Origin of the sequence: Burkholderia sp. BCC1999, assembly GCF_905339975.1 — a bacterium.
Lineage (GTDB): Bacteria > Pseudomonadota > Gammaproteobacteria > Burkholderiales > Burkholderiaceae > Burkholderia.
Genome location: NZ_CAJPHP010000026.1, coordinates 60,553 through 82,157, shown reverse-complemented (window position 1 = coordinate 82,157; position 21,605 = coordinate 60,553). Strand labels below are relative to the sequence as shown.

The following is a 21,605-nucleotide window of genomic DNA, read 5'->3' as shown; positions in this document are numbered from 1 at the left end:
CGGCTCCGGCTCAGTGCGCGGACACGGCGCTCAGGCGCGTGCGGCGACGCTCGGCGAACACGCGCTGCGCGGCGAGCCGGCGTTCGAGCTTCGCGGCGAGATCGACCGCGACGGCTACCGCGACCATCACGAACGCGGTGCCCGCGAGCATCACCAGCGCGATACGCCAGCCGTCCTCGCGGAACAGCCCGCCGTACTGCACGGCCGCAACGGCGGCCGGCACGAAGAACAGCAGCATGTCGGACAGCAGCCAGTTCGCGCCGTCTTTCACCCACGCGGGCGCGACGCGGCCCGAGAACAGCAGCACGAGGAGCACCGCGAGGCCGATCACGCCGGACGGAATCGGCAGCCCGACCTTGCGCACGGCCCAGTCGACGGCCATCCACAGCGCGCCGAGCGCGGCGGCCTGCAGCACGATCCGGCCCGTATGCGCGAGGCTGCCCGAGGCGGCAGGGCGGGCGGCGGCAGCGGTGGTCGGCTTGGTCATGGCGGGCTCCATACAGATATTGCGTTGATGGAGTGAGTATAGGGTTTCCCCTAACCATAAATAAAATGACTTGTCTCTATCCTTGTCATTCCAATTCGGAATTCACCTTTTGATTGCCGCACCAATTTGGGGAGATGTCGATGGAATTGCGCGCGCTGCGGTACTTCGTCGAGGTGGTTCGCCAGCAGAGCTTCACGGCGGCCGCCGACAAGCTGTTCGTGACGCAGCCGACCATCAGCAAGATGGTGAAGGCGCTCGAGGACGAGATCGGTTCGCCGCTGCTGCTGCGTGACGGCCGGCAGATGGTGCTGACCGATGCGGGGCGGATCGTATTTCAGCGCGGCCAGGACGTGCTCGCCGCGCAGGCGCAGCTGCAGTCGGAGCTGAACGATCTCGGCACGCTCGGCCGCGGCGAGCTGACGATCGGCATCCCGCCGCTCGGCGGCTCGCTGTTCACGCCGATCATCGCCGCGTACAAGCAGCGCTACCCGAACATCGAGCTGAAGCTGTTCGAGCAGGGTGCGCGGATGATCGAGGCCGCGCTGATGTCGGGTGAACTGGAACTCGGCGGGCTGCTGGAGCCGGTGGATCCCGGCACCTTCGAGCGGCTGCCGATGGTGCGCGCGCCGCTGTGGCTCGTCGCGCCGCGCGAGTCGCGCTGGGAGGACCACGCGGCCGTGCCGCTCGGCGATCTCGCGCGCGAATCGTTCGTGTTCTATGCGGAAAGCCTTGCACTGCACGACGCGGTGCTCGATGCGTGCCGGCAGGTCGGCTTCACGCCGTCGATCGTGAGCCGCAGCGGCCACTGGGATTTCATGGCCGCGCTCGTGCATGCGGGCGTCGGCATCGCGCTGCTGCCCGAACCGTACTGCCGGCGGCTCGATGCCGGCCAGTTCACGTGCCGGCCGATCGTCGAGCCGGAGATCACGTGGGCGATCGCGCTCGGCTGGCTGAAGAAGGGCTACCTGTCGCACGCGGCGCGCGCGTGGCTCGACGTCGCGCGGGCGACGCTGCCCATCGCGCCCGGCGACGATCTGGCGTTCGGCGGGTTGCGGGCGAGGGAGTGACGGCCGGGCGATGCCCGGCACTATCAGACGTGCTTGATCGGCCCCGGATAGCGGGCGACGGTATGGTCGTGCGTGAGCAGCGTAATACCTTCCGAGATCGCCTGGGCGACCAGGAGACGGTCAAACGGATCGCGGTGGATCGACGGCAGTTGTTCGACCGCAAGTGCGTGTGCGCTCGTGATCGGCAGTTCCACATAGCCGACATCGAGGAGATTGCGGCGGAGCACGTTTGGGTCCACCTGGAAATCGTCGCGATCCAGTCCACGCTTGATGACGATCTCCCAGAGGCTCGCAACGCTGAAAAGCGGGGTGCAGGCGGGATCCTCGATGAGCGCACTGGCGCGAGCGGGCAGCTCGACCGCGCCGGCTGTCGCCCAAAGAAACAGGAGTGTGTCGAGCAGCGACTTTATGCGTCGCCTTCGAACAGCGTGCCGATTTCGTCGCGCCCCATCGTGTCGAAATCGCCCGGAACGCGGATCTGCCCCTTCATGAAGCCGATCCTGCTCGGCCGGACGGGATCCGGCGTATCGATCGGAACCACCTTGACGAGCGGCTTGCCCGCTTTCGCGATCACGAACGGTTCGCCGGCATGAACGGCTTCGTCAATCAAACGCGACAAGTTCGTCTTCGCATCCTGCATGTCGTAGGTATGCATTGCACCCTCCAATTGAACCAAGTTCAAATATCTTGTTGGCATAGTTCAATCAAGGAAAGCCAGCAAGGCCAGCCCCTCCGCCGAGAGTGCCAGCCCACCGTCCTGCCGATTTCAATGCCCCATCGCGGGCCCCGCCCCCTTCTTCGGCTTCGTGATCCACACGAGCACCGCGAGCGCGCCGAACATGAACGCCGACAGCAGGAAGAAATCGTTGGTCGCCATCATGAAGCCCTGCTGCGTGACGAGCTGGTTGAGTTGCGCGTTGGCCGTCTGGCCGACGATGCCGAGCTGCGACAGCGCGCCCTGGTAGTCGGTCGTGCTCTGCGCATACACGCTCACCGATTCCGACAGCCGCGCGTGGTGGTAGATCGCGTCGTTCTCCCAGAACGTCGAGCTGGCCGCGGTGCCGATCGCGCCGGACAGCGTGCGCAGGAAGTTCGACAGCCCCGATGCGCTCGCAAGCCGCTCGTCGGAGATGCTCGACAGCGTGATCGTCGTCATCGGCACGAAGAAGCACGCAACGCCGATCCCCTGCACGAGCCGCGGCAGGATCACGTGGTTGAACGGCACATCGAGCGTAAACGTCGAGTTCCAGATCGACACGCCCGCGAACACGATGAACGCGAAGCTCGCGACCATCCGCAGGTCGAGCCGGTGCATGTTGCGGCCGATCAGCGGCGACAGCACGAGCGCGAGCAGCCCGACCGGCGCGGTCGCGAGGCCGGCCTTGCCCGCCGTGTAGCCCATCACCGTCTGCAGCCACAGCGGGAAGATCACGACCGAGCCGAAGAACGCCATGAAGCCGAACGAGATGATCATCGCGCCGAGCGCGAAGTTGCGATCCTTGAACAGCGACAGGTCGACCACGGGCTCCTTCTCGGTCGCCTCCCACACGAGCATGAACGCGAGCGAGACGACCGCGATCAGCGCGAGCGCGACGATGAACGACGAGTTGAACCAGTCGCGGTCCTTGCCGAGGTCGAGCATCATCTGCAGGCACGACACGCCGATCACGAGCAGCGCGAGGCCGATCGCGTCGATCCGCTGCTTCGATGTCTTCGTCTCGCGCCCGCGCAGCAGGAAATACGCGCAGGCCGCCGAGAAGATGCCGATCGGCAAATTGATATAGAAGATCCACGGCCACGTGTAGTTGTCGCTGATCCAGCCGCCCAGCAACGGGCCGAAGATCGGCGCGACGATCACCGTCATCGCCCATAGCCCGAGCGCGAGCCCGCGCTTCGCGGGCGGATAGCTGCGCATCAGGATCGTCTGCGACAGCGGCACCATCGGCCCCGACACGAGGCCCTGCAGCAGCCGGAACGCGATCAGCGTCTCGAAATTGGTCGCGAAGCCGCACAGCGCCGACGCGATCGTGAACGCAAGCACCGACAGCGTGAACAACCGCACCTCGCCGACCCGCCGCGCGAGCCAGCCGGTGAGCGGCACCGCGATCGCGGACGCGACCGAATACGACGAGATCACCCACGTGCCTTCGCTGGTCGCGACGCCGAGGCTGCCCGAAATGGTCGGCACCGCGACGTTCGCGATCGACGTGTCCAGCACTTCCATGAAGGTGCCGAGCGCGAGCCCGATGGTGAGCAGCGCGAGCGTCCCGCCGGACAGCGGCGCGGGTGCGGCGGGGGAGGCGGCGGATGCCGTGGTGGCGGACATCGGAATCTCCTAGACGCGGCGCGCACGACGCGCCGGCACGACGGACGGGCGTGCGACGCAGCGCAGCCCGGCCGGATGGAACGAAAAAGGGAAAAAGCGGAGCGCGTGTCCTGTCATCTTCTGCCCAGACAGATAAATAAGCGAATGCTTAACCTAGACATGGGGCCTCTGCGCGCATCAGGCGTCTTCGTCGGGCTTCGGGCAGCCGGTCGACCCGGGCCCGTTGGCGATGAAGCGTTGCAGCAGGCCGGTGAGCGTCGCGAGTTCGTCGGCCGAGAAGCCGTCGAGCTGCGCGTTGAGCGCGGTCGCGACCAGCGACGGCAGCGCGCGGGCGGCTTCGGCGCCGCGTTCGGTCAGCGCCAGCTCGATCATCCGGCGATCCTGCTCGCTGCGCGAACGCGCGATCAGCCCCTTGCGTTCGAGCCGGTCGAGCATCCGCGTCATCGAACCGCTGTCGTACGACATCTTGCGCGACAGCTCGAACGGCGTACGCGCATAGCCGCGCGACAGCAGCAGGATCACGCCGATCTGCTGCGCGGTGAGATCGAGCGGTTCGAGCGCACGGTCCATCCGCTCGACGAGCGCCTGCTTCGCCTTCGACAGGTAATAGCCGAGGCTCGTTTCCAGCGCGATGTTCTCGGGATCGTAAAGGCCGCCGGTCATACGATTGCGCGCGCAGCAATAGTGCGTTTCAGGTTAAAACGCGCCCAGTATCTTGAAAAATGATTGCTTAGTCAATATTATTTGAGGCAACCAGTTACGACGTGCATGTTGCACTGCCGGAGACGATGTTCTGACCGATTCGCCCGCGCTGCCGGGCACCCGAGGATGTTCGCGATGCTGTCCCTGAAAAATGCCGCCGGCGCGCTGCGCCGCAACCTGACCGATACCGCTCATCATGTGTTTTCCGGGCCGCACCGCGGCTGGAAGATCGCGCTGTACGTGACGATGCTGGTCGTGCCGGGCGGCTCGCTCGCGGCGCTCGGGTTCGCCTGGTTCGATCATCGCCGGCAACGCAACGCGAAGGGCGGCGCACGCCGCACGAGCCAGCCGGCCGCCACGGAGCCGTCGACATGGCGGTCCGCCGCCGAGCCCATCCCGGTGCCGGTGCGCTGCCACTGACACCGCACCGCCCCCGCTTTCCCGCCTGATCCGACCGGGCGCCCGCCGCGCCATGCGTGGCCGGCGCCGCACGCCTGCGTTCCCGCAAGCGATCCGTAATGGCCGGTAAACCGGCCATCCGCGCCGGTAACACATTCCGCCCTTCGCGCACCGTACCCTTAGGGCTGCGCAGCTTCCCCGCCGTCAGTTACCATTTGTCCGCCAGCGGCATGACGACCGCATCGCGCGACGCCGCTCGCCGGCCGTCACGCCCAGACAGGAAAACCACAATGCCGTACGCCTCCCTCCCGCGCGCCCTTCGCCCGCTGAGCGCCGCCGTCGCCGTTGCGACGGCCGTGCTGCTCGCCGGCTGTGCCGTCGGGCCCGACTATCACCGGCCCGACACGTCGATCCCCGCAGCCTTCAAGGAAGCGCCGGCCGGCTGGAAAGTCGCGCAACCGGCCGACCGCACCGACCGCGGCGCATGGTGGACGGTCTACAACGATCCGCAGCTCGATGCGCTGATCGGCAAGCTCAACGCATCGAACCAGACCATCGCGCAATCGGCGGCCGCCTACCGGCAGGCACGCGCGCTCGTCACCGAGGCGCGCGCCGCGTATTTCCCGACCGTCGGGCTGACCGCGTCGGGCTCGCGTGCCCGCACGCCACGCACCTCGGTGTCGTCGGGCTCGTCGTCGAGTTTCGGCAGCGGGTCGTCCGGGTCGATCAACAACAGCTACAGCGTCGGCCTCGATGCAAGCTGGGAACCCGACCTGTGGGGCAAGGTGAGCCGCACCGTCAGCGCGCAGCGCGCCGGCGAAGCGGCGGCGGCGGCCGATCTCGCGAATGCGCGGCTGTCGCAGCAGGCGCTGCTCGCGCAGACCTATTTCCAGCTGCGCACGTCCGATGCGCTGCAAAAGCTGCTCGACGACACCGTGAAGTCGTACGAACAGTCGCTGAAGCTCACGCAGAACCAGTACGCGCAGGGCGTTGCCGCCCGCGCGGACGTGATCCAGGCGCAGACGCAGCTGCAGAGCGCGCAGGCCGCGCAGATCGATAACGGCGTCGCGCGCGCGCAGTACGAGCACGCGATCGCGACGCTGATCGGCGAACCGGCGTCGACCTTCTCGCTGCCGCCGAACCCGCTCGCGGCCGAGCCGCCGATCACGCCGGTCGACGTGCCGTCCGCGATCCTCGAACGCCGGCCCGACATCGCGGCGGCCGAGCGGCGTGCGGCGGCCGCGAACGAGCAGATCGGCGTCGCGATCGCCGCGTTCTTTCCCACACTGACGCTGTCGGCCACCGGCGGCTTCCAGAGCTCGGTATGGTCGCAACTGTTCACGCTGCCGGCGCGTTTCTGGACGGTCGGCCCGCAGCTCGCGGCCACGCTGTTTGATGCGGGGCTGCGCGCCGCGCAGACCGACGCCGCGCGCGCAACCTACGACCAGGACGTCGCCGCGTATCGTCTCGCGGTGCTCACCGCATTCCAGGACGTCGAGGACAACCTCGCGTCGCAACGCATCCTCGCGCAGGAAATCGACGTGCAGCGGCAGGCCGTCGACAGCGCCGAACACTCGCTCGCGATCGTCACGAACCAGTACAAGGCCGGCACGGTCGCGTACCTGAACGTGCTGACCGCGCAGACCACCGCGTTCACCGCACAGCAGAAGCTCGCGACGATCGCCGGCCAGCGGATGGTGTCGTCGGTCGGGCTCGTGAAGGCGCTCGGCGGCGGCTGGGATGTGTCGGACATCGCGCGCGAGAACGGCGGCATGGCGGCGCCGGCACCCGTGCCGGCGTCCGGTGCGGCCGTGCCCGCAGCCACCGCACCGTCGGCCGCGACACCGCTCGCGCAGAAGTAAGGGAAGCGTGCGACGCGCGCATCAGCGCTGCGCGTCGCCGAAGATCAGCGATACCTCGTTGTTCCCGATCGGGTGGCCGAGCAGGTTCAGCAGCCCGGCGAGGTTCGCCTGCTGCTCGGGCGCCGCATGCGCGGTGCCGCGGAACGATCCCTGGCCGGGACCGAAGTTGCCGTGCCCGTCGAGGAACAGCGGGCCCTGCGTCGTCGACACGTCGAGATCGGCGCCCGCGCCCTTCGCCTGCAGCACCGCGCGGTACGAACCGAGCGGCTTCACGCGCGACACGCGCGAACTCATCGAATCGATGGTCACCGTCAGCTGGCCGAACGCGTTGTTGCCGAACAGGCGCCAGTCGCTCCAGCCAACCCGCACGTCGCCCTGCAGGTCGAGCGTGTTGAACGGCGTGCCAAGCCCGGCGAGCAGCGACGCGGGCACGGCCATCGTGCCAGCCGACAGCACCGCGCCGCGCCACGTCGCATCGAGCGTCACGGCATCGGGCATCGCCTCGGTCTGCCGCATGCGCATCTGCACGCGCCCGGTCAGCAGCGGCCAGAAGCGCGTGGTCCATTCGACCCGGCCCGGCAGCAGCGTCGCCGCGCTCTGGTCGGCACCCGGCGCGAGCATCAGCGTGCCCGAGCCGTGCCACAGCGACCCGTCCGGGTCGACGAGATTCACGTGTCCGCCGGTCGCGCGCGCGAACTGCGGCGCGATCCACGCGGCCGGCGCGAGCGCGACGAGTGTCACCGCCGTCGCCAATCCGCCCGCCAGTACCCACGGCAATATGGCGGTGAGCCGCTTCATCCCCGGCCTCATCGGCCGACCGCCGCTTGCATCATCCACTGCGTCATTTATTTCTGTACGGAAGGTTGCATCACGGCCGTCAGGTCGACCTGGCCGTCGTCCTTCAGCGCGGTCGCGTGCGCCTCGCCGACCTGCACCTTGAACTGCCGGCGCGCATCGTCGAGCCACTGCGTCCACGCCGGGAACGACACGTTCTTCATCTGCACCTGCACGCCGTTGCCGACGATCTGCACCTGCGCACCCTGCAGCCCGTGATCGGACAACGACGCGGTCAGCGCGTCCTTCAGCGCGAGGCCGGTCGGCGCGACGCCCTGCGCGGCGGCCGCCAGCGACTTCGCCTCGTTTGCCTGTGCGGTCATCTGCGCGAGCTCCTGACGCATCGCCGGCAGCGCGCGCTGGATCCGGGCGCGGCCTTCCTGCGCGGGCGACCACAGCACCGAATACGCAATCGCGACGGCCAGCACGGCGCCGCCCCAGCCGAGCATCGTCTTCTCGCGCGGCGAACGCTCACCCCAGAACTGGGCCAGCGTCTGGTTCAGTTGTTCGGTTTTCATGAGCGGCTCCGGATCGTCCATTTGCCCGTGTTGCTGTCGACTTCGCCGGACAGGCCGTTACGCGCGAGGCGCTGCGTGAAATCGGGATCGACCTTGACCTCCGGCTTGAAGCCGACGTCGAGCCGCCGGTCGTGATAGTCGAGCGACGCGATGCCGTTCAGCGGCAGCGCGCCCATCGAACGCGACAGCCCGCTCGACAGCGACAGGAAATCGTTCGGCGACAGCTCGCCGGCCGCGAGCCGAAGCTGGTCGAGCTGGCGCTGCATCTGCGCGGGCGGATCGAGCACCGTCGTCGTCTTCGGGAAGGCGGACAGCAACGTCTCGGTGATCTGCGCGGACAGCGCATCGCGCTCGCGCGACAGCTTCCACCAGTGCAGGTTCATGCCGATCACCGCGACACCGAGCGTCGCCGCGACGAGCGCGAGCGGCACGCGCAGGCGCTTCACCGTCGCGCGGTCGAAGCGCCACGGCTGCGACTCGAATTCGAACTGGCACAGATCGAACTTCTCGGCGAGCGCACGGCGTGCAAACGTGTCGAACGGCAGCGGGGCGGCGCCCGGCAACAACGCCGCGTCAGATCGGCCGACCGACGCGAGCCGCGGTTCCGCGCCCGGTTCGCCGAGTTCATACAGTTCGACGTCGCCGCCGCGTGCGAGCGCGGTCAGCGTGCCGGCCGCGCGCGCCGCGGGCGCCGCGAAGCCTTCGCCGAGTGCGCCGCGCGCCACTGCGAGTTCCAGGCGCGGCGCACCGGCCACGGCCGGCTGCGCGCCAGCCTCGACGAGCACCGGTTCGACCGACGTCGCGAGTCCGAGCACCGCGGCGACCGTCGCCGGACGGGCGGCCGGCTCGGCGGCATCCGTGGCGAGCGCGGCAGCGTCGGCGTGCTCGCCGTCGGTCGGCGCAACCGATGCCGTTGCCGCCGGCGCGCGCGGCGCCGGCAGGCAGCGCGTTGCGGGCACCGCGCTCAGGTGCCGGTGGCCGGCCGCCGTGAATGCTTCGCAGATCGTGCGGAACCACGCGCGATCGACGACGGCCAGCACGCGGCGCCCGTCGGGCAACGCGGCCGGATCGAGCGCGATGTGGCAGCCGAGCGGATCCTGGATCAGCTGATCCTCGACGATGTTCGGCAGCGCCTGGCGCAGCTTCGGCCCTTTCAGCGGCGGGACGGTCGCGGCCAGCAGCAGCACGTCGCGCGCGGCGACGATCAGGACCGTCGCGTTCGCGCGCGGCAGCAGCGCGAGCGCGGCGCGGCCGGCGCGCTGCACCTGGCCGGCCTTGTCGACGAGCGTGAACGGCAGCTCGGGCCACTGCCATTCCTGCAACGGCACGGCAGGCTCGCGCGGCGGCAAAGAAACAATCAACGTGCTCACAAGAGCTCCTCTCCCGATTGGCGTCGTTATAGCTGGTCGCGGATACGCACGACCCGCGTCGAGTGCGTGGTCGGATCACGATACACGAGCGAGGTGCGGTCGACCTCCGCGCGATCGTGCTGGATCCGGCCATGCACGATGAAATAACTCGAATTGACGTCGACGAGGCTCGAATCGATCGTCACGTTCGGCGCACCGGCGCCGCGCAGCGCAAGCTGCACGTCGCCGACGTTCCGGAAAAACACGGTCTCGCGGCGCGACACGAGCGCCTGCGCGGACGACACGCTCATCCCCGGCACCAGCGACGCGATCACTTCGGCCGGCGCGGTGTTCATGTTCACCGGCGTCGTGGTCGGCAGCACGGTGACGAACGGGCGCAGCCGCGCCACCATTTCGGGCGTCACGCCATCGACGTCGAGCAGGCTGTCGACGCTCGTCATCATCAGCGGTGCGGGCCCGCGATCGCCGCCGGACATGCCGGGGTCGTCGGTGAAATCGCCGCCGCCCTGCTGGTCGGTCGTGACCGGCGCGGTCGCGGCGTTCGCCGCGGTACCGCCGCCGCCGGGCAGGTTCGGCATCTGGAAGCGCGTCGCCGAATGCAGCAGGCCCGCGCGCACCTGCAGCGCGATGCGCTTCGCGAACGCGCCGTCGTAGCCGAGCGTCGTCAGGAGGCGCTGGAACGCCTGGAGCTGCGTGACGTTCAGCTGCAGCACGCCGGGCGCCGGCGACGACACGAGGTTGCGCAGGTTGAACTTCGCCTGCGCGTCCTCGATCGAGCCGGATATATAGGTGTCTTCGCCGCCGCTATCGTTGGGTGCGCCGATCCGGCCGAGGAAATCCGACAGCTTCGTCTTCGCGATCGGCACGCCCCAGATCCCGCCGAGATAGGTGATACCGGGCGCCGTGTCGCCTTCGGAGCGCAGGATCATCCGCGTCCAGTCGAGCGCGCCGCGCGCGACCCACTGCGCCTGCGCGATCACGCGCTGGTTTTCGATGCGGCGGATCTGCACCTGCTGGCGCCACAGCATCCCCGAGACGAGGATCGCGGACAGCGCGACGACGAGCAGCGCCGTGATGATCGCCGCGCCACGCTGGCGGCGCGCGCGCGCGCGACCGGCGGCGCGGTTGAAGAAGGGGCGATGGGAAAAGCGAGCGCGCATCGTCATTCCCCGACGAGGAAGATGCGCGTGACCGGCACGCGCAGCGACGTCGCGCCGATGCTGACCTGCAACCCCGTCACCGCGCGGGTGGGCGGCGCGTTGCCGATCTGCGGCACCTTGAGCGCATCGTTGTTCTGCGCGAGCGCATCGTCGGCCGTCTGCAGGTTGGTGGTCCAGCCCACGCGCGGCACGTACAGCTTCGCGTCGATCGCGCCGACGCCGCCCATCAGCGCGACCCAGCTCCAGCCTTCGACGCTGCTGTCCTTCAGCGTGCTGCGCAGCCGGTTCGCGTCGTCGATCGGCGGCGATGCATAGCGCACGACGCGCCCGCCGGCGATCCGGTAGCGGACCACCTGCAGCCGCGGCGCGGCGCCCGGCACCTCGAGTTCGCGCACGATCTGCAGCGTATTGCCGGCAACGCCGATCGCCGGCTGGCCGGCTTCGTCGTCGGTCGCGGCGAGCCGCGCGTCGATGCGCATCTGGTCGAACATCTGCGCGAACACGCGCTCGTCTTCCATCGCGGACGCCACCTTGTCGCGGCCGCGCATGATCTGGTCGAGCCCGCGCCACGCGAGGATCGCGACCACCGCGAGAATCGCGATCGCGATCATCAGTTCGATCAGCGTGAAGCCGCGGGCGCGGCGGGCGGACGGGCGTCGCATCGGCATGTCAGAGCGGACGGCTGGTTTCATTCGCGACCACCGTCACCATCTGTGCGAGCACGCCGGAATGGCCGGGCATGCTCACCGAAATCCGGACGCGCCGGAACACCGGGTTCGGCGTCGTGCTTACGCGCTGCGTGCAGACAAGCTGCACGTTGCCCTGCGAGCAGTCGAAGCTCTGCTCGCCGACCTCCGGCCATGCGTGCGTGAGCCGCAACTGCGCGAGCGCGTTGTCGGCGCTCCAGCCGGCCAGCAACCGGCGATGCAGGTCGGACGCGTTGGTCGCCATCGTGCCGACCGCCCGGATCGACGCGGCGAGCGCGACCGCGATGATCGCGAGTGCGACGAGCACCTCGATCATCGTGAAACCGCGCGATGAGGAAATGGAAGAGGGCAGGCGACGACGCATCGTCATTGCACCTCGTAACGGCCATTGCCGGTGCCGACGATCGTCGCGCTGCCGACGGCCGAGTGCAGCGTCACGCGCACCGGCGTGTCGATGCTCTCGGTGCCGAACACGACGCGGCTCGCGTGCGTGTCGGAACCCGGATAGTCGATGTCGGCGCCGGTGACGCCGCCGTCCCAGTCGCGCGGGCGCAGCAGATCGTCGCGCAGCGTGCGCCAGCCGTCGGGCGAGCTTACGTCGAACCGGAAACCGTGCGCGGTCGGCTGCCATGCGATCGGCCGCGCGCGCACCTGCGCTTCGTCGCCGGCCGTCTCGAACAGCAGCGCGACGCGTTGCGCTTCTTCACGCAGGTCGGTGCGCGGATTGCGCGTCAGCGACAGCGACGCGAGCGACACGAGCAGCCCGGCGATCATCAGCACGACCAGCATTTCGAGCAGCGTGAAGCCGCGCGCGCGATGACGCGGCGCGCCGTGCTTCATCGGCCCGCCGTCGGCTCGCGCCGGTATGGACGACACCGCGCCGCGACGCACACGGCGATCGCGACCGCAGCGGAAGGTCGTGCGAATGGCGGGCATGAAGAACGGGAATGGGACGTCGGGCCGATCAGTGCCGGCTTACTGCCACGAACCGATATCGGTATCGTTGCCTTCGCCGCCTTCCTTGCCGTCGGCGCCGTAGCTGAACACGTCGATCTCGCCGTGCACGCCCGGGTTCAGGTACTTGTACCCGTTGCCCCACGGGTCGTTCGGCAGGCGCTCAAGATAGCCGCCGTCCTTCCAGTTGTTCGGGATCGGATCGGTGGTCGGCTTCTGGATCAGCGAATTCAGGCCCTGTTCCTGGGTCGGATAACGGCCGTTGTCGAGACGGTACAGCTTGAGCGCCTGCATGATCGTACCGATGTCCTGCTTCGCGGCGATGCGGCGCGCCTCGTCCGGGCGGCTCATGATCTTCGGCACGATCAGCGCCGCCAGGATCCCGAGGATCGCGACCACCACCATGATCTCGATCAGCGTGAAACCGCGCTGACGACGCACGGCCGCGTTGCGGCGAGTGATCCACGTTTGCATGACTGACTACCTCTTCCAAAAAATGTCGTCGATTGAGTGACGCACCCCGCGCACCGGGCGATTGCCTGACAGCAAGCTTCCGGTCCCGCGGGCGCGGAGCACGCATTGTAAGGCGCGCATCGTCGAGGGCTTTCACCCAACGCAAATTTCATATACATCCGTACAATAGCGCGCATGAACGCGCTCTCGATCCGGATCCTTTCCCTAGCCCTCTTCGCGGGTTTGTGCGCGACGGCCACCTACTGGGTCGTCACGCTGTCGGCCCGCGAAGCGCCGCTGCCCGCCGCCGCCGCGCGGCTGCCGATCCGCACCGAGGACGCGGCCGCGCTCTTCGGCGGTCAGCTCGACAAGAATCCCGTCCAGGACATCCACCTGTTCGGCATTCTCGCGCTCGACCACGGCGGTGCGGCGATCGTCGGCGTCGGCGGCGAACCGCCGCGCGCCGTGTCGCTCGGCGCGGACGTCACGCCCGGCGCGAAGCTCGCCGAAGTCCGCCCGCGCTCGATCATCGTCGACCGCAACGGCGCCCGCGCCGAAATCCAGCTCCCGGCGAACACGCCGTCCCCCGCGATCTACATGCGTTGAGCGGCGGCGGCCTGACAGTCAGGCCGTCACGTCACTGCACCATGTTGTTCAGCTCGATGATCGGCAGCATCACCGCCAGCACGATCACGAGCACGATGCCGCCCATCGCCAGGATCAGCAGCGGCTCCAGCAGGCTAGTCAGGAACATCGTGCGGCGTTCGAGCTCGCGCGCTTCGCCTTCGGCCGCGCGATCCAGCATCGTCGTCACGTCGCCCGTCGCTTCACCCGAACGGATCAGGTGCACGAGCACCGGCGGAAACGTCTTCACGTTGTTCAGCGCGCGCGACAGCGCGGAGCCTTCGCGCACGCGCACGATCGCGTCGTCGATGTTCGCGCGCATCGCGCGGTTCGACAGCGTCTCGCCGGCCGCCTGCAACGCGCGCAGGATCGGCACGCCGGCCGCGGTGAGAATGCCGAGCGTGCTCGCGAAGCGCACCGTGTTGTAGCCGCGCACGAGCTTGCCCGCGAGCGGCGCGGTCAGCACCCAGCGATCGAACGCGAGCCGCGGCCCGTCGCGCGACAGCGTCGCCTTCACGAACCACACGACCAGCGCGAACGCGATCAGGATCGCCCACCACCAGTGCCGCACGAAATCCGACAGCGCCATCATCACGACCGTGAGGACAGGCAGCTGCTGTTTCGTACTCGCGAACACGTTGACGACCTGCGGGACGACGTAACTCAGCAGGAACGTGACGATGCCGAACGCGATCAGCGTGACGATCCCCGGATAGGTGAACGCCAGCAGGATCTTCTGCTTCAGCGCGTTGCTCTGCTCGATGTAGTCGGCCAGACGCGACAGCACGATACCGAGCTTGCCGGTGTGTTCGCCGGCCGCGACGAGCGCACGGTAGATTTCCGGAAAATCGCGCGGATGCTGGCCCAGCGCATTCGCGAGCGAATGGCCGCCGAGCACCTCCGCGCGGATCGCGGCCATCAGTTCACGGATGTAGTCGCGCTCGGCCTGCTCGGTCAGCACGCCGAGCGCCTCGTCGAGCGGCAGCCCGGCGATCAGCAGGCTCGCGAGCTGGCGCGTGAGGATCGCCTGTTCGCGCTGCGACAGCTTGCGGCCGAACGCGAGCCGCTGCGAACGCGCCCCGCGCGTCGCGCTGGCGGCCGGCTCGACGACGAGCGGCGTGAGCCCCTGCGTGCGCAGCTGGCCGCGTGCGGCGCGCGCGCTGTCGGCGTCGATGACGCCTTTCTGCGCGCGTCCCGCCGAATCGATTGCTTCGAAACGGAATGCCGGCATCGCGCTATGCGCCTCCCGTCACGCGCAGCACTTCCTCGAGCGACGTCGCGCCGGACGCGAGCCAGCGCTCGGCGTCGTCGCGCAGCGTGCGCATGCCTTCCGCACGGCCGGCGGCGAGAATCTCGGCATCGGCCGCGTTGCGGTGGATCAGCGAGCGGATCGAATCGTCGACCAGCAGCAATTCGTAGACACCGCGCCGGCCCGAATAACCCGAATGCCCGCACTTGTCGCAGCCGACCGGATGCCACACGGTGCGGCCGTCCTCGTGCCGCTCTTCCTTGCAGACGGGGCAGAGCTGGCGCACGAGTCGCTGCGCGAGCACGCCGAGCAGCGACGACGCGAGCAGATACGGCTCGACGCCCATGTCGGTCAGGCGCGTGACGGCGGAAGCCGCATCGTTCGTGTGCAGCGTCGCGAGCACCAGGTGGCCCGTCAGCGACGCCTGCACCGCGATCTGCGCGGTCTCGAGGTCGCGGATTTCACCGATCATGATCACGTCCGGATCCTGGCGCAGGATCGAACGCAACGCACGGGCAAAGGTCATCCCGATCCGCTCGTTCACCTGCGTCTGGCCGATGCCGCCCAGGTCGTATTCGATCGGATCCTCGACGGTCATGATGTTGGTCGTCGCGGTTTCGAGCCGCGACATCGACGCATACAGCGTCGTCGTCTTGCCCGAACCGGTCGGACCGGTGACGAGCACGATGCCGTGCGGGCGGCCGATCAGCTTGTCGAACTGGACGAGCGTGTCGCGGCCCATCCCGAGCGCTTCGAGGTTCAGGCGCTGCGCATCCTTTTCCAGGAGACGCAGCACCGCGCGCTCGCCGTGCCCGGTCGGCAGCGTCGATACGCGCACGTCGACCGGCCGGCCGCCGACGCGCAACGTGATGCGGCCGTCCTGCGGCAGGCGTTTCTCCGCGATGTCGAGCTGCGCCATGATCTTGATCCGCGAGATCAGCGCACCATGTAGCGCCTTCTTCGGACGCACGACGTCGCGCAGCGTGCCGTCGACGCGAAAGCGCACGACCGACGCATTCTCGAACGGCTCGATGTGGATGTCCGACGCGTGTTCTCGCGCCGCTTGCGTGAGCAGCGCGTTGATCATCCGGATGATCGGCGCGTCGTCTTCCGACTCGAGCAGATCCTCGACTTCGGGGATGTCCTGCATCAGCCGCGACAGGTCGACTTCGCCTTCGACCTCGCCGACCACCTGCGCGGCGCTCCCGTCCTGGCGCGCATACGCCTGGTTGATCGCCTGCGCGAGTTCGTCGGCCGGCACGTGGTGCACGGCGATCGAGCCGAAGTTGCGCGCGATCTCCGCGAGCGCGGCATCGCTCGTGCGTTCGCTGATCCACACCTCGAGCGTGTCGTCGAGCTGGTGCGCGATCAGCACCTGGCCGCTCTTCGCGAAGCCGTACGGCAACAGCCGCGCGGCAAGCGGCGACGGCGGCTGGCGTTCGCCCGGCGCGCCGTCGTGGGCGGAAGACGCGAGCACGTCGCTCACTGCGAGGCTCCCGGCGTGGCGGTCAGCGGCTGTTGCGGTACCGCTTGCTGCGGCACGCCCTGCGACTGCACCGGTTCCGGTGCGGGGACCGGCGCCGGCGCGGGCACGGGTGCCACCTGGCGCTGCAGCTGCTGACGGCGCATCTTGTCGAGGTCGAACAGGTTGCCGGCCGGCGTGCCGCCCTGGCTCGGACCCAGCGGCATCGGCGGAACGACCGGATCGTCCTTGTCGCGGATCACGTTATTGTCCGACTTGTACGCACCCGTCACGCCCTGGATGTAGTCGTAGCGGTTGGCCGTGACCTGCTGCGCGGTGCTGCGATCGGAGATGATCACGGGGCGCAGGAACACCATCAGGTTGGTTTTCTGGCGCTGCTTCGATTCCGAACGGAACAGCTGGCCGATCCACGGAATGTCGCCGAGCAGCGGCACCTTGCTGTTCGACACCTGGTAGTTGTCCTGCATCAAGCCGCCGAGCACGATGATCTCGCCGTTGTCGGCCAGGATCGTCGACTGGATCGAGCGCTTCGTGAAGGTCGGGCCCGTCTGTGCGGTCGTGGTGCTGCTGACGACTGCCGAATCCTCGGTGTAGAGCTGCAGCTTCAGGATCCCGCCGTCGGTGATCTGCGGTTTCACGTGCAGCGTCAGGCCGACGTCGCGACGGTCGTACGTATTGAACGCGTTGCTCGTCGTGCCGCTCGTCAGGTTCGAATACGAGCCGGTTGCGATCGGCACGTTCTGGCCGACGACGATCTTCGCTTCCTCGTTGTCGAGCGTGATCAGGTTCGGCGTCGACAGCACGTTCGCGTCGGTCACGCCGGCGAAATACTGCAGCAGCGCGCCGAGGCCCTGCACGCCGAACATGTTGTGCAGCCAGCCGACGTTGAGGCCCTGGTTCAGGTTCGCGAGATTCGCGGCGAGGCCGGCCCCGGTGGTGCCCGCCGTGCCCGTCGTCAGGTTGATGATGCTGTTGCCCGCGACGGAGCCGGCCGTGGCCGCCAGGTTCGTGCCGCCGAGAAACTGGCCGCTGGCCACCTGCCATTGAATCCCGAGGTTCCCCGACGTCGTCGAGTTCAGTTCGACGATCAGCGCTTCGATATAGACCTGCGCACGCCGTGCGTCGAGCTGGTCGATCACCGAGCGCAGGTTGCGGTAAACCGGATCGGACGCGGTGATGATCAGCGAGTTGGTCGCCGCGTCGGCCTGGATCATCCCGCCTGGCTGGTTGTCGTCGCCCTTGTCCTTGTCGCCGCCGAGCAGGCCGCCCGTGCCGAGACCGCCGCTACTGGACGAGCCGCCGTACGACGACGAAGACGACGAGCCGCCGAGGCCGCCCGACGGCAGCGGCGGGGTGCCGGACGAGCCGGTCGAGAAGTTGCCGCTCGACGACGAGCCGCCATTCTGGTTGAAGCTGTTCGCATCGTTGGACGACGCCGACGAGCCGCTGTCGTTACCGCCCTTGCCGAGCATGCCGCGCAAGGTCTTCGCGAGCTTCACCGCATCGGCGTTGCGCAGCGGCACGACGTGCATGTTGCCGGGCACGCCGCTCGGTGCGTCGAGCTGCTGCACGAGGCGCTTCGCGGCCGCGAGGCGCGACGCGCTCGACGCACGCAGCATCAGCGAGTTGGTTCGCGGGTCGGCCGTGACCGACACCTTCAGCGTCGCGTCGCTGTTGCCGATCGCGCCCGGGTCGAGCATTTTCTGCAACTGCGCGGCGAGGTCGATCGCGTTCGCGTTGCGCAGCGTCACGACCTGCACCTGCGCGCCGGCGGCGCTGTCGACGCCCGAGATGATCTGCGCGATGCGGCGCACGTTGTCCGCATAGTCGGTCACGACGATCGTGTTGTTCGCCGGGTAGGCCGTCACCGTGTTGTTCGGCGAGATCAGCGGCCGCAGCACGGGCAGCAGGTTGTTCGCCGATTCGTTGTGCAGCTCGAACACCTGCGTGATCACCTGGTCGCCGCGGGCCTGCGGCGCATTGCCGACATAGGTCGGCACGCCCTGCAGCTTCGCATCGGCTTCCGGCACGACCTTCAGCACACCGTGATCCTGCACGAGTGCGAAGCCCTGCATGCGCAGCGCCGACTGCAGCGTCTTCAGCGCCTGGTCTTCCGGCACCGGCCGTTCGGCCACGAGGTTGAGCTGCCCCTTCACGCGGGGGTCGACGATGATGGTCTTGCCGGTTGCGGCGCCGATCGCTTTCGCGACCTGGTCGATATCCGCATTCACGAAGTTGAGCGTGACCTGAGCGTAGGCGGCCTGCGAGACGATGATGCCGGCGACAATGAGGGTCGTGGCAATGCGCCGCATAACGAAGCGATTTCTTGTCATGGATGAATGGGTCGATGCCGGCTCAGGCCACTTCCGGCGGTAGTGCTGGGATCCAAGTCCGAAAGAGGCGACATTAGCAGTTTTTCATGTCCGAAATATCACATTGATCCGAGGACTGTCTCACATACGACATGTGTCCGGCGAATCGTATGCAATATGTAAGAATAGGCGCGGCCCTTCGCATGCCGGCCATCGCCCCCGATTCGCGATGAACCGACATGGAAATGCGGTATAACCGGGCTGCCGTATTCCTGCATGTCGCAATCTGACGGTCTGCCGGTATGATACGGGCGGCGCGTTTCTCGTCGCACTAATAACAGGCACGGGTTTTCCCGACCTTCGCGCAATTCCTTTTCGTTTCCGCACGATGAACAGACGACGGTTCGCTTCGATCGCGTTGATCGCCGCTGGCGCGTGGTTCGCCAGCGCAAACGCTCGTGCGGATTGTTTCGACGAAGCCGCTAAATATCAGCAGGTCAATCCGCTGATCCTGCGCGCCATCGCGTGGCAGGAATCGCGCAACCGGCCCGGTGCACTGAACAAGAATACGAACGGCTCGGTCGACTACGGCCTGATGCAGATCAATTCGATTCATCTGCCCGCGCTGTCGCGCTACGGCATCGGCCGCGACACGCTGATGGAGCCGTGCAAGAACGTCTACATCGCCGCGTGGCATCTCAAGCAGAAGATGAACCGCTACGGCAACACCTGGCAGGCCGTCGGCGCCTATCATTCCGAAACGCCGTCGTTGCGCGACAAGTATGCGCGGCAGATCGCCGGCATCCTGTCGCAGTGGAAGCTGCTGCCGCCCGTGCAGTGACGTTGCGCCGCATTGCGGCCTGACGCGGTGCCGGCCGGCCGGCGCGCGTTTGATGCACAATGCGGATCTCACGCCGCAACTTCGCCCGTCCGCGGGCCGATCGCGCCCCGGAAGGGTGCCGCGGCCGCTTTTTCATCTTTTCCGTTGGTGCATATCATCATGAATCCGGCAATGAACCAGCCGTTGCCCGTCACCGTGCTGTCCGGCTTCCTCGGTGCAGGCAAGACCACGCTGCTCAACCACGTCCTCGCGAACCGCGCGGGCCTGAAAGTCGCCGTGATCGTCAACGATCTCGCGGCGGTCAACATCGACGCGTCGCTCGTGCGCGACGCGCAGGCGCTGTCGCATGTCGAGGAACGCCTCGTCGAAATGTCGAACGGCTGCATCTGTTGCACGCTGCGCGACGACCTGCTCATCGAGATCCGCAACCTCGCATCCGAAGGCCGCTTCGACGCGATCATGATCGAATCGACCGGTATCGCGGAGCCGATGCCGATCGCCGAAACGTTCACGTTCGTCGACGACGACGGCACGTCGCTGTCGACCATCGCGCGGCTCGACACGCTCGTTACCGTGGTCGACGCGTACAACTTCCTGCGCGACTACGGCTCCGACGACGCGCTCGCGACGCGCGGCATCGCCGCGTCGGAAGACGACGACCGCACGCTCGTCGAGCTGCTGATCGAGCAGATCGAATTCTGCGATGTGCTGGTGATCAACAAGGCCGATCTCGTCAGCGCCGACGATCTCGCGCGCCTGCAGCACATCCTCGCGCGACTCAATCCGCGCGCGCACCAGGTCGTGTCGACGTTCGGCAACGTGCCGCTCGACGAAGTGCTGAACACCGGCCGCTTCGATTTCGACGAAGCCGCGAACGCGCCGGGCTGGCTCGCATCGCTCGATCACGATCACATCCATTGCGACGATCCCGACTGCCATGACGAACATCATGCGCACGTGCACGGCGAAGCCGACGAATTCGGCATCGGCAATTTTGTTTACCGCGCGCGCCGGCCGTTTCACCCGGCACGACTCTGGGCGCTACTGCATCAGGAGTGGCCGGGCGTGCTGCGCAGCAAGGGCTTCTTCTGGCTCGCGACCCGCAACGACATCGCGGGTTCGCTGTCGCAGGCGGGCGGTGTCTGCCGGCATGGCCCGGCGGGTCTCTGGTGGGCCGCGCAGGATCGCGCGGAATGGCCGGACGACGACGACCTCCTCGGTGAAATCCGTGCCGAATGGCTCGGCGATCTTGACGATCGCACGGTCGGCGATCGCCGTCAGGAACTCGTGCTGATCGGCATCGCACTCGACGCCGATGCGTGGCGCGCAAAGCTCGATGCATGCCTGCTGACCGATGCGGAATTCGCACTCGGCGCGGCACAGTGGATCGCGTTCGACGATCCGTTCCCGGCGTGGGATGTCGATTCGCACGACGACGACGATCACGGCGACACGCAGATCGTGCACGCTTGAGCGCGTCGTAACGACTTGTAAAAGTAACCGTTAACTTTTGCAAGAGCGGCGCGGACTGTGGCAAAAATGCCGCGCGCGCCCAACAAAAAACCCGCCGAAAGGCGGGTTTTTCTTGGAACAGGCGCTGGTTTAACGCTTGTTGACGGCGTCCTTGAACGCCTTGCCAGCCGTGAACTTGACCGTCTTGGCTGCCGGGATCTTGATGGTTTCGCCGGTCTTCGGGTTGCGGCCCGTACGTGCTGCGCGCTTGCCCGAACCGAAGCTGCCGAAGCCGATCAGCTGAACCGCATCACCCTTCGACACGGCCTTCTTGATGACTTCGAGCAGCGTGTCCAGCGTTTCGCCGGTTTGAGCCTTGCTGGCGCCCGTTTGGGCGGCGACGGCGTCGATCAGTTCCTGTTTGTTCATTAAGGTTCCTTTATCAGGTTAGGTTGACACGAACAGCGCGAACGCGCCGATTATACGTGCGCGAACCGTGCCGTCGAGAGTCAGACTCCGACGGCACAGCGCCGAATCCTGGCCCGCGCGACGCGCCCTCCGGCTTGCCGGCGGCCACCCCGCGGTACGGCGTTGCTATGATAGCGCAGCGCAAACCCAATAACGACAAGGGTTTCAAAGATTTTCATCGGTATTTCGCCGAATGAATCGTCGATTGCCCGTTTTTTGACCTGCGCCAACCGGACAGGATACGCAGCGCCGTCCGCCCATGCGCCGCCCCGTTGCCCTTTTCCAACGGCCGGTCGGACGGCTCCGCGCAATCCCTTGCCAGGCTTGGCTGCCACGT

Annotated in this window: 23 protein-coding genes; 6 read left to right on the top strand and 17 right to left on the bottom strand. The window is 67.5% G+C overall.

The window, feature by feature from the left end; all coding sequences use genetic code 11:
* Nucleotides 1-10: 10 nt before the first annotated feature.
* Nucleotides 11-487: a CidA/LrgA family protein gene (locus U5809_RS29575; protein ID WP_322089095.1), complete on the bottom strand. Its 477-nt coding sequence runs from the start codon at nt 485-487 to the stop codon at nt 11-13.
* Between the two features lie 140 nt (nt 488-627).
* Here U5809_RS29575 and U5809_RS29570 point away from each other — a divergent pair, with 140 nt between their 5' ends.
* Nucleotides 628-1,554, top strand: coding sequence for a LysR family transcriptional regulator (locus U5809_RS29570; RefSeq protein ID WP_322089094.1), 927 nt, complete (start codon nt 628-630; stop codon nt 1,552-1,554).
* Between the two features lie 23 nt (nt 1,555-1,577).
* Here U5809_RS29570 and U5809_RS29565 read toward each other — a convergent pair whose 3' ends face one another.
* From U5809_RS29565 to U5809_RS29550, 4 genes are all read right to left on the bottom strand, one after another.
* Nucleotides 1,578-1,964: a type II toxin-antitoxin system VapC family toxin gene (locus tag U5809_RS29565; RefSeq protein ID WP_322089112.1), complete on the bottom strand. Its 387-nt coding sequence runs from the start codon at nt 1,962-1,964 to the stop codon at nt 1,578-1,580.
* The gene (locus U5809_RS29560; RefSeq protein ID WP_322089093.1) at nt 1,961-2,209 is read right to left on the bottom strand and encodes a type II toxin-antitoxin system prevent-host-death family antitoxin; all 249 of its coding nucleotides are present in this window, start codon (nt 2,207-2,209) and stop codon (nt 1,961-1,963) included. Before U5809_RS29560 ends, U5809_RS29565 begins: the two co-directional genes overlap by 4 nt.
* Nucleotides 2,210-2,320: 111 nt before the next feature.
* Nucleotides 2,321-3,880: a DHA2 family efflux MFS transporter permease subunit gene (locus tag U5809_RS29555; RefSeq protein ID WP_322089092.1), complete on the bottom strand. Its 1,560-nt coding sequence runs from the start codon at nt 3,878-3,880 to the stop codon at nt 2,321-2,323.
* 177 nt (nt 3,881-4,057) lie between these two features.
* On the bottom strand, nt 4,058-4,543 hold the full coding sequence (locus U5809_RS29550) for a MarR family transcriptional regulator (protein ID WP_322089091.1): 486 nt from the start codon (nt 4,541-4,543) through the stop codon (nt 4,058-4,060).
* 174 nt (nt 4,544-4,717) lie between these two features.
* On the opposite strand from U5809_RS29550, the gene U5809_RS29545 reads away from it, so the two are divergent.
* A complete protein-coding gene (locus tag U5809_RS29545) occupies nt 4,718-5,002 on the top strand; it encodes a multidrug ABC transporter ATPase (protein ID WP_176049182.1) in 285 nt (94 codons plus the stop codon).
* 269 nt (nt 5,003-5,271) lie between these two features.
* The gene (locus tag U5809_RS29540) at nt 5,272-6,843 is read left to right on the top strand and encodes an efflux transporter outer membrane subunit (RefSeq protein WP_322089090.1); all 1,572 of its coding nucleotides are present in this window, start codon (nt 5,272-5,274) and stop codon (nt 6,841-6,843) included.
* A 21-nt stretch (nt 6,844-6,864) separates the two neighbouring features.
* Here U5809_RS29540 and U5809_RS29535 read toward each other — a convergent pair whose 3' ends face one another.
* The 8 genes from U5809_RS29535 to gspG are packed head-to-tail and all read right to left on the bottom strand — an operon-like array spanning nt 6,865 to nt 12,860.
* Entirely contained in the window at nt 6,865-7,653 is a 789-nt protein-coding gene (locus U5809_RS29535) for a type II secretion system protein N (RefSeq protein WP_322089089.1), read from the bottom strand.
* A 35-nt stretch (nt 7,654-7,688) separates the two neighbouring features.
* Nucleotides 7,689-8,195: a type II secretion system protein M gene (locus U5809_RS29530; protein WP_322089088.1), complete on the bottom strand. Its 507-nt coding sequence runs from the start codon at nt 8,193-8,195 to the stop codon at nt 7,689-7,691.
* Nucleotides 8,192-9,565: a type II secretion system protein GspL gene (gene gspL, locus U5809_RS29525; RefSeq protein ID WP_322089087.1), complete on the bottom strand. Its 1,374-nt coding sequence runs from the start codon at nt 9,563-9,565 to the stop codon at nt 8,192-8,194. Before gspL ends, U5809_RS29530 begins: the two co-directional genes overlap by 4 nt.
* Nucleotides 9,566-9,591: 26 nt before the next feature.
* A complete protein-coding gene (gene gspK, locus U5809_RS29520) occupies nt 9,592-10,725 on the bottom strand; it encodes a type II secretion system minor pseudopilin GspK (RefSeq protein ID WP_322089086.1) in 1,134 nt (377 codons plus the stop codon).
* Between the two features lie 2 nt (nt 10,726-10,727).
* On the bottom strand, nt 10,728-11,387 hold the full coding sequence (locus tag U5809_RS29515; protein WP_176049170.1) for a type II secretion system protein J: 660 nt from the start codon (nt 11,385-11,387) through the stop codon (nt 10,728-10,730).
* A 7-nt stretch (nt 11,388-11,394) separates the two neighbouring features.
* Nucleotides 11,395-11,802 carry a type II secretion system minor pseudopilin GspI gene (gspI, locus tag U5809_RS29510; RefSeq protein WP_415877969.1) on the bottom strand — a complete coding sequence of 136 codons (408 nt, stop codon included), beginning with the start codon at nt 11,800-11,802 and terminating at the stop codon, nt 11,395-11,397.
* Nucleotides 11,799-12,368 (bottom strand): GspH/FimT family pseudopilin, encoded by a 570-nt coding sequence (locus U5809_RS29505; RefSeq protein ID WP_322089085.1) that lies wholly within the window; start codon nt 12,366-12,368, stop codon nt 11,799-11,801. The genes gspI and U5809_RS29505 overlap by 4 nt, the downstream gene beginning before the upstream one ends.
* Nucleotides 12,369-12,407: 39 nt before the next feature.
* Complete coding sequence (gene gspG / locus U5809_RS29500) at nt 12,408-12,860, bottom strand: type II secretion system major pseudopilin GspG (protein ID WP_034188200.1); 453 nt, start codon at nt 12,858-12,860, stop codon at nt 12,408-12,410.
* Between the two features lie 174 nt (nt 12,861-13,034).
* Here gspG and U5809_RS29495 point away from each other — a divergent pair, with 174 nt between their 5' ends.
* Complete coding sequence (locus U5809_RS29495; RefSeq protein WP_034188199.1) at nt 13,035-13,445, top strand: type II secretion system protein N; 411 nt, start codon at nt 13,035-13,037, stop codon at nt 13,443-13,445.
* Nucleotides 13,446-13,476: 31 nt separating this feature from the next.
* Here the strand turns inward: U5809_RS29495 and gspF are convergent, their stop codons facing one another.
* Genes gspF through gspD form a run of 3 tightly spaced genes read right to left on the bottom strand, consistent with a single transcriptional unit; the run spans nt 13,477 to nt 18,528 of the window.
* Nucleotides 13,477-14,694: a type II secretion system inner membrane protein GspF gene (gene gspF, locus U5809_RS29490; RefSeq protein WP_322089084.1), complete on the bottom strand. Its 1,218-nt coding sequence runs from the start codon at nt 14,692-14,694 to the stop codon at nt 13,477-13,479.
* A gap of 4 nt (nt 14,695-14,698) precedes the next feature.
* The gene (gene gspE, locus U5809_RS29485; protein WP_176049163.1) at nt 14,699-16,198 is read right to left on the bottom strand and encodes a type II secretion system ATPase GspE; all 1,500 of its coding nucleotides are present in this window, start codon (nt 16,196-16,198) and stop codon (nt 14,699-14,701) included.
* Nucleotides 16,195-18,528, bottom strand: coding sequence for a type II secretion system secretin GspD (gspD, locus tag U5809_RS29480; protein WP_322089083.1), 2,334 nt, complete (start codon nt 18,526-18,528; stop codon nt 16,195-16,197). Before gspD ends, gspE begins: the two co-directional genes overlap by 4 nt.
* Before the next feature lie 367 nt (nt 18,529-18,895).
* Between gspD and U5809_RS29475 the strand changes: the two genes are divergently transcribed.
* The gene (locus tag U5809_RS29475) at nt 18,896-19,348 is read left to right on the top strand and encodes a lytic transglycosylase domain-containing protein (protein WP_176049158.1); all 453 of its coding nucleotides are present in this window, start codon (nt 18,896-18,898) and stop codon (nt 19,346-19,348) included.
* A 159-nt stretch (nt 19,349-19,507) separates the two neighbouring features.
* A complete protein-coding gene (locus U5809_RS29470; RefSeq protein ID WP_322089082.1) occupies nt 19,508-20,821 on the top strand; it encodes a GTP-binding protein in 1,314 nt (437 codons plus the stop codon).
* Between the two features lie 129 nt (nt 20,822-20,950).
* On the opposite strand, the gene U5809_RS29465 is transcribed toward U5809_RS29470, so the two are convergent.
* Entirely contained in the window at nt 20,951-21,229 is a 279-nt protein-coding gene (locus tag U5809_RS29465; RefSeq protein ID WP_006401505.1) for an HU family DNA-binding protein, read from the bottom strand.
* Nucleotides 21,230-21,605: the final 376 nt, after the last annotated feature.